This window comes from Umezawaea sp., assembly GCF_036375055.1.
Taxonomy (GTDB): domain Bacteria; phylum Actinomycetota; class Actinomycetes; order Mycobacteriales; family Pseudonocardiaceae; genus Umezawaea.
This window is the reverse complement of sequence record NZ_DASUSQ010000141.1, coordinates 1-9,076: the sequence shown is the minus strand read 5'-3', so window position 1 is coordinate 9,076 and position 9,076 is coordinate 1. Positions and strand designations below refer to the sequence as shown.

1 protein-coding gene is annotated in these 9,076 nt (G+C 74.9%); it reads right to left on the bottom strand.

From position 1 onward, the window contains the following. Positions 1-9,076: amino acid adenylation domain-containing protein (locus VFZ92_RS34720; RefSeq protein ID WP_330880895.1), on the bottom strand; the 9,076-nt coding region annotated here is incomplete at both ends.

The following is a 9,076-nucleotide window of genomic DNA, read 5'->3' as shown; positions in this document are numbered from 1 at the left end:
CCGCAGGTGCAACCCGACGACATCACCACGACGCACACCCGCGACGACCAGCCGCCGAGCCAGCACCTCGCTGCGCGCGTCCAGCTCCGCGAAGGTCAACCGCTCCTCGCCCGACTCGACCGCGACCGCGTCCGGCCACAGACCGGTCCGCTCGCGCAGCGACTCGTGCACGACGCGGTGCTCCACCGCTCGGGTGGCCTGCCCGGTCCACGCGGTCAGGCGTTCCCGGTCGCGCGGGCTCGCGCGCAGGAGGTCGGCCACGCCGGTGAGCGGGGAGTCCGCGACCGCGTGCAGCAGATCGGTGAACGACGCCACCAGGTCCTCCGCCGCGGGTTCCGCGAAGTGCCCGGAGCTGAACTCCAGGGTCAGGTGGAGCCCGGCCGCCGTGCGCGTCGTGGTGAGGGACAGGTCGAAGCGGTCGCTCCCGCCGCCGAGCGGCAGTTCGCCCACGCTCAGCCCACCGGGGACGCCCCGGTCGAGGCGGTCCGCGTGGTGCCCTCCCTCGGTGAAGGAGAACATGGTGCGGAACAACGGGTTCGAGCCCTCCGCGCGGTCCGGCGCGACGGCCCGGACGACCTGCTCGAACGGCGCTTCCTGGTGCGCGAACGCGTCCAGCACCACCCGGCGCACCCGTTCCAGGTGCGCGGCGAAGTCGTCCTCGGGGCGCACCACCACGCGCAGCGCCAGCGTGTTCACGAAGAAGCCCACCACCGGCGCGAGGTCGGCGTGCGTCCGCCCGGAGACCGGGACGCCCACGGTGAGGTCGCGGTCGCCCGACTGGCGGGCGAGCAGCAGGAAGTACACGGCCAGGTAGACCATGAAGTCGGTCGCCCCGACCTCCGCGCGGACCCGGTCGAGCCCGGCCAGCGCGTCGGCGGGAACGGTGCTCGTGAGTTCCCCTGCCCCGGAGGCGGCGGGCTCGCCCAGCGCGTGCGGCCAGGAGGACGTGGTGCCGTGCAGCGCCCGTCGCCAGTGGGCGAGGTCGTCGTCGGACCGCCGCCGCACGAGGTCCCGGTGCCAGACGGAGTAGTCGGCGTAGGACAGGTCCAGCGGGGCCAGGCCTGCGGCCGTGACGTCGCCGCCCGCCCGGTACAGCGCCCAGAACTCGGCCTCGACGACGTCCAGCGACCACTCGTCGACCGCGACGTGGTGCGCCACGAACAGGACCACGTGCCGGTCCGGCGCGGTGCGCCAGAGCGCCACCCTCAGCACCGGTCCGGCGCTGAGGTCGAACGGCCGCTCCACCTCGCGGTCGACCAGCTCGGGCAGCTCGGCCTCGGTGACCTCGCGCACGGCCGGGTCGACGTTCCACCCGGCGGCGACGCGCTGCACCACCCGGCCCTCGTCGTCCACGTGCAGGGTGGTGCGGAAGGACTCGTGCCGCCGCACCAGCGCCTCGACGGCCGCGCCCACCGCGGCCACGTCGAGGTCGCCGCGCACCTCGTAGCCCCAGGGGACGTGGTACGTCGGGCTGTCGGGGGCGAGCTGCCACAGGAACCACAGCCGTTCCTGCGCGTGCGACGCGGGGAACTCGGTCCCCTCGACACGGGGGATCCCCGAGACCGCACCGGACGCGGTGCTCCGGTCGACCAGCTCGGCCTGACCCGCGATGGTCGGGTGCGCGAACACCTCGTGCAGCGCCAGATCGGCACCCAGCTCCGCCCTGACCCGCATGGCCAGCCGCACGGCGAGCAGCGAATGCCCGCCCACGGCGAAGAAGTCCTCGTGCACACCGACGCGGACGTCACCGAGCACCGCCTGCCACGCGGCGGCGATCCGTTCCTCCGTCACGGTGCGCGGCGCCACCACGTCCGCCGTCTCGACGTCGTCCGGCACGGTCAGCGCCAGCCGGTCGAGCTTGCCGCCGACGGTCATCGGCAGCGCGTCGACCCGTGCCAGCACCGTCGGGACCGCCGCCGGGGGCAGCAGGCTCAGCAGGTGCTCGCGGATCTGCTCCCGGTCCAGCACCGCGCCCGCGACGACCAGGTGCGCGACCAGCCGCAGCCGCCCGTCCGCACCGATGCGGTGCGCGGACACCGCCGCCGCCTCGATCGCGGGGTGGGCGCGGAGCACCGCCTCGACCTCCTCGGGCTCCACGCGCTGGCCCTGGATCTTGACCTGGTGGTCGTTGCGCCCCAGGAACTCGACCTGCCCGCCGACCGTGTACCGGCCGAGGTCACCGGTCCGGTAGAGCCTGCTCCCCGGCTCACCCCACGGGTCGGGCACGAACACCGCCGCCGTCGCGCCCGGCCGCCGCACGTAGCCGCGACCCACACCGGGACCGCCGATCACGATCTCCCCGACCGCGCCCGGCGGCACCTGGTGCAGGTGCTCGTCCACGAGGTACAGCCGCGCGTTGCCGTACGGCCGCCCGATCACCGGCGAGGGGTGCTCGTCGGCGTCCGCGTACGCCACGTCCACCGTCGTCTCGGCGGGTCCGTACTGGTTGTGCCCCACGACGTCCGGGTGCGCGCGGAACGCCCGCCACAGGTCCGGCGGGCACGCCTCGCCGCCGAACGTGATCATCTTCGGCGGGTGCGGGGCGTCCAGCAGTCCCGCCTCCACCATGACCTGGACCTGCGAGGTGGCGACGTCGATGACGTCGACCGAACGCTCGGGGTCCTGCGCCAGCTCGACCAGGTGCCTGGGGTCGCGGCCCTCGGCACCGGAGACCACCAGCAGCAGGTGGCCGTCCAGCAGCGGCAGGATCTGCGTGAGGAAGAAGTCGGAGATGAACGCCGACGTGCCCGTCAGCACACGGGCCCGCTGCCCCACCGCGATCCCGGCGCGCCGCATCCGGGGCAGCAGCAGGACTTCCGCGTAGGTGGCGAGGTTGCCGTGGTCCACCATCACGCCCTTGGGACGACCGGTCGAGCCGGAGGTGAACATCACGTACGCCAGGTCGCGAGCGCCCACCACCGGCAGGGCCACGTCCGGTGCGTCGGCACCGGTCGGGCGCAGCGTCGGCCACGCACCGGGCACGGCCGCCGGGTCCAGCGACACGACCACGGCCGGGGCCGCGTCCCGCGCCATCCCGTCGAGCCGCACGGCGGGCAGCTCCGGGTCCAGCGGCAGGAACGCGCCACCGGCCTTCCACGCCGCCCACACCGCCACGACCGCGTCCACACCGGGCCGCAGGTGCAACCCGACGACATCACCGCGACGCACACCCGCGGCGACCAGCCGCCGGGCCAGCACCTCGCTGCGCGCGTCCAGTTCGGCGAAGGTCAGCCGATCGTCGCCCGACTCGACCGCGACCGCGTCCGGCCACAGGCCCACCCGCTCGCGGAACAGCTCGTGCACGGGCGTGGTGCGGGCCGCTGGTTCGGCGGTCCCGGTCCACTCGGCCAGGCGGAGCCGCTCCTCGTCGCCCGCGCGCAGGAACTCCGACACCGCGCGCCGCGGCGACCCGCCCACCTCGCGCAGCAGCGCGGCGAACGAGGACACCAGGTGCCCGGCCTCCCGCGCCTCGAACAGCGCGGTGTCGAGCTGGAGCGTCAGGTCGAGGCCGTCCGCCGTGCGGGTGGCGCCCAGTGCCAGCTCGAACCGGTTGCCGCTGCCCTCGATCGGCAGGTCGCGCAGGACCAGGCCGTCGTCGGTCGTCCGGTCGGTGGTGCCGGTGCCCGTGGTGAAGGAGAACATGGTGTGGAACAACGGGTTCGCGCTCTCGGCGCGGTCCGGCGCCACCGCCCGGACGACCTGCTCGAACGGTGCCTCCTGGTGGGCGAACGCCTCCAGCACCACCTCCCGCACCCGTTCCAGGTGCGTCGGGAAGTCGTCGTCGGGGTGGACGACCACGCGCAGCGCCAGCGTGTTCACGAAGAAGCCCACCACCGGCGCGAGGTCGGCGTGCGTCCGCCCGGAGACCGGCACGCCCACGGTGAGGTCGCGCTCGCCCGAACGCCGGGCCAGCAGCAGGAAGTACACGGCCAGGTAGACCATGAAGTCGGTCGCCCCGACCTCCGCGCGGACCCGGTCCAGCCCGGCCAGCGCGTCGGCCGGGACGCGGTGCGAGGCACCGGCGGCGGCGGACTTCCGCCCGAGGGTGTGCGGCCAGGGCGGCGGCGCGCCGCCGAGCGTTCGCCGCCAGTAGGCGAGGTCGTCGGCCGACCGCCGCTCCACCAGGTCGCGGTGCCACACCGCGTAGTCGGCGTACCGGACGTCCAGGGGGGCCAGCCCGGCACGGGCCGGGTCACCGCCCGCCCGGTACAGCGCCCACAGCTCCTGCTCGAAGACGTCGGAGGACCACTCGTCGATGGCGATGTGGTGCGCCACGAACAGCACGACGTGCCGGTCCGGGGCGAGGCGCCACGCGGTCGCGCGCAGCACCGGTCCGGCACCGAGGTCGAACGGCCCGCGCACGGCCTGCTCGACGAGCGCGGGCAGAGCGGCGTCGTCCGCGTCCAGCACAGCCAGGCCACCCCACCGCGCGGCGCCGATCCGTTGCAGCACCCGGCCCCCGGCGTCGGTGTGCAGCGTCGTGCGGAGGGACTCGTGCCGCTCGACCAGCGCGGCCACGGCGGCGTCCAGCACGACGAGGTCGAGGTCGCCGAGCACCTCGTAGCCCCAGGGGACGTGGTACGTCGAGGCGTCGGGCGCGAGCTGCCAGAGGAACCACTGGCGCTCCTGGGCGTGCGACGCGGGCAGTTCGGTGCCCTCGGCGCGGGGGATCCCGGCCACCGCCCCGGCCGCCGCGCGCCCGTCGATCAGCTCGGCCTGACCGGCGACGGTCGGCCGCTCGAACACCTCGTGCAGCGGCAGGTCGGCGCCCAGGTCGGCGCTGATCCGCATGGCGAGGCGGATGGCGAGCAGGGAGTGCCCGCCCAGTGCGAAGAAGTCGTCGTGCACGCCGACTCGGGAGACGCCCAGCAGCCCCAGCCAGACCTCGGCGATCCGCCGCTCGGTCTCGGTCCGCGGAGCCACCAGGTCGCGGTGGGGAAGGCCCGTCTCCACGTCGTCCGGCACGACCAGGGCCGCGCGGTCGAGCTTGCCGCCGACCGTCAGCGGCAGCACGTCGATCGGCACCAGCACCGAGGGCACGGCCGCGGCCGGGAGGCGGTCCGCGAGGTATCCGCGCACGTCGTCGTGGTCCACCGGGGCACCGCCGGCCGCGACCAGGTGGGCGACCAGGCCCACCCGTCCGTCCGCGCCGAAGCGGTGGACGCCGACCGCCGCCGCCTCGATCGCGGGGTGGCCGCGCAGCACCGCCTCGACCTCCTCCAGCTCCACGCGCTGCCCCAGGATCTTGACCTGGTGGTCGCCGCGGCCGAGGAACTCGATCTGCCCGTCCGGGGTGTACCGGCCGAGGTCTCCCGTGCGGTAGAGCCGACTTCCCGGCTCGCCCCACGGGTCGGGCACGAACACCGCGGCCGTCGCACCGGGTCGCCGCACGTACCCGCGGCCCACACCGGGACCGCCGACGACGATCTCGCCGACCGCACCCGGCGGCACCGAATCCAGTGCCTCGTCGACCAGGCGCACCCGCACGTTGCCGTAGGGGCGCCCGATCACCGGTGAGGAGTGCTCGTCCAGGTGCGCGCAGGTCGCGTCGACCGCGCTCTCGGCGGGGCCGTAGGTGTTGTGCACCACCACACCCGGACGGGAGCGCAGCGCGTCCCACAGGTCGGGCGGGCACGCCTCGCCGCCGATGGCGATCAGCTTCGGCGGGTGCGGGGCGTCCAGCAGGCCCGCCTCCACCATCAGGTGCACCTGCGAGGTGGTGGCGTCGATGACGTCCACCGCCCGCTCCGGGTCCTGCGCCAGCTCGACCAGGTGCCGGGGGTCGCGCCCCTCGGCACCGGACAGCACCAGCAGCCGGTGGCCGTCCAGCAGCGGCAGCACCTGCTCCAGGAAGAAGTCGGAGATGAACGCCGACGTGCCGGTGAGCACGCGGGCCCGCTGCCCGGCCGTGATCCCGCCACCGCGGATCCGGGGCAGGAGCAGGGCTTCCGCGAAGTTCGCCAGGTTGCCGTGGTCGACCATGACACCCTTGGGCCGACCGGTCGATCCCGACGTGAACATGACGTACGCCAGGTCGCGGGCACCCACCACCGGCAGGTCCACGTCCGGGACCTCGCCGTCCTGGTCCGGGGACACGGTCCGCCAGGACTCCGGCGTCGCCCCGCTCGACACCACGACCGACGGCACCGCGTCGGCCACCATCACGTCGAGCCGCGCGGCGGGCAGCTCCGGGTCCAGCGGCAGGAACGCGCCACCGGCCTTCCACACCGCCCACACCGCGACGAGCGCGACGACGCCGGGCCGCAGGTGCAGACCCACCAGGTCCCCGCGCCGCGCACCGGCCGCGACCAGCCGCCGGGCCAGGTCGTCGCTGCGCGCGTCCAGCTCCGCGAAGGTCAACCGGTCGTCACCCGACTCGACCGCGACGGCGTCGGGCCACGACGCCGCCCGCCGCCGGAACAGCTCGTGCACGGGCAGCCCGGACACCGGGGCGTCCGCGCCCTCCCACGAGGCGAGCAGGCGCTCGTCCTCGGCACCGAGCAGGGACGACGCGCGGTGGTGCGCGCCGCCGTCGAGGACGAGGGCGCGCAGGGCGCGGAGGTGGCTGTCGCGCAGCCGCACGACCTGGTCGGCGGTGAGGTCGCGCAGGGAGTAGTCGATCTCCAGGAGCAGGCCGTCGGCGCCCGGTTCGTGGCTGAAGGTCACGTCCAGCGGGAAGTTCGTGCGCGCCACGCCGGGGAGCACCGGGTCGGCGCCCGCCTGGTCGATCGTGCCGTCCGTGGCGAGCCGGGCGATCCGGTGGAAGTTGTTGTAGGTGAAGTTCGACTCGAACAGCGGCCGGTCGCCGCCGAGTTCGCGCTGGAGCGCGGCCAGCGGGTAGCGGCGGTGCGGCAGCAGGTCGCGCTCGGCGCGGAAGACCGCCCGCGCGAGGTCCTGCCAGCCGCCCTCGGGCAGCCGCACCCGCAGCGGCACGGTGTTGAGGAACAGGCCCCGCGCCTCGGAGCCGTCGGTCTCCTCCAGCCGCCCGTTGGACGTCAGGCCGAGCAGCACGTCGGTCGAGCCGGTGTAGGTGCCGAGCACCTTGAGGTGCGCGGCGAGCACGACCGTCTTGACCGGGACCGAGGCCCGGACGGCGAACTCCTCCAGCCCGCGGAGCAGGTCGGCGGACAGCGGGGTGGTCAGCGACCCGTGGCCCGCGGCCTCGTCGCGGACGTGCCGCTCCCCGTCCACCCGCTCGCCCGCGAGCGCGGCGTCCCACCGGCGGATCCGGCCGTCGGGTGCCTCGGCGAGGCGGTCGCGCCAGAAGTCCCGGCTCTCCGGCGAGGCCAGCGCCGCCCGTTCGGCGGCGACGAAGTCGCGGTAGAGGGAGCGCAGGGGCTCGACGGCGGGCCGCCGTCCCGCCAGCAGCTCGCGGTACCGGTCGGTGATCTCGGCGAGGGTGGAGACCACGCTCCACCCGTCCAGGACGGCGTGGTGCTCGGTGATCGTCCACTGGAAGGCGGTGTCGGACAGCACGTGCACGGCCATCCGCAGCAGCGGGGCCTCCGACAGGTCGAACCGGTTGCCCTGCTCGTGCCGGACGTGCTCGACGAGCGCCGCGCGGCGGTCGTCCGCCCGGCGCAGGTCGACGACCGTGAACGGCACCTCGACGGTCGCGTGCACGAGCTGCATCGGCTCGCTGAACCCGACCAGGTCGAAGGACGTGCGCAGCACCGGGTGCCGGGCCACGACCTGGTCGACCGCCGCGCGGAAGCACGTCTCGTCGAAGCGTCCGGCCAGCCGCAGCGTCTCCACGTTGTGGTAGGCGTTGCGGGCGCGGTCGCGCTCCATCTCGTAGACCATGCCGACCTGGAGCTCCGCCATCGGGTAGGCGTCCTCCAGCCCGTCCGGCAGCAGTGCGCGGTCGGCGTCGCCGACGAGCGAGAACGGGAGGGTGGCGCGCGTGTCGTCCGGAGTGGACGGTGCGGCGGTCGCGGCGAGGTCGGCGAGCGTGGGGGCGTCGAGGAACTCCTGGAGCCCCACGGTGAACCCGGCGTCGCGCACCCGGCCGAGGATCTGGATGCTGCGGATCGAGTCGCCGCCCAGGTCGAAGAAGTTGTCGTGCCGACCCACCCGGTCCACGCCCAGCACCCGGCGCCAGATGTCGGCGAACAGGTTCTCCAGGTCTCCCACGGGCGAGGCGTACCGCTGCTCCAGCACCGGGCGGCTCGCGGCGGGCTCGGGCAGCGCGCGGCGGTCCACCTTGCCCTGCGGGGTCAGGGGGAGCGCGTCGAGCGTCACGAAGTGCCGCGGGATCATGTAGCCCGGCAGCCGCTCGCCGAGCCACGCCCGCACCTCGTCCACGGGCGGCGGGGCCGCCGCGGTCCCTGGCACGAGGTAGGCGACCAGGTCGGTCCGCCCCTCGGCGTCGGTGTGCGGGGTGACGGCGGCTTCGAGGACGCTCCGGTGCGTGGCCAGGACGTTCTCGACCTCGCCGGTCTCGATCCGGTAGCCGCGGATCTTGACCTGCGTGTCGGCGCGGCCCTGGTACTCCAGGCCGCCCCTGGCGTTCCACCGGGCCAGGTCGCCGCTGCGGTACAGGCGGGCGCCGGGCACGCCGGACAGGTGGTCGGGCACGAACCGCTGGGCCGTCAGCGCCGGGAGCCCGGTGTAGCCGCGCGCCAGTCCCGCGCCCGCCACGTGCAGCTCGCCCGTGACGCCGACGGGGCAGGGCATCCCGTGGCGGTCCAGCACGTGCACGCCGAGGTCCGGCAGGGGGACGCCGATGGGGCTGACGTCGCCGTCGACGTGGGAGGCGTCGAGTTCGAGGTAGGTGACGTGGACGGTGGTCTCGGTGATGCCGTACATGTTCACCAGCAGCGGCGCGGCGTACCCGTGCCGGGCCGCCCACCTGCGGACCGACGGCCGGTGCAGGGCCTCGCCGCCGAACACGACGGCCCGCAGCGCGAGGTCGCCGCCTGCGCGCTCGTCCGCGGTCTCGAACTGGCGGAACGCCGACGGGGTCTGGCTCAGGACCGTCACGCCCTCGTCGCGCACGAGCGCGTGGAACGCCTCCACGTCCCGGCTGACCGCGTACGGCACGACCACGAGACGGCCGCCGGTGGTCAGCGCGCCC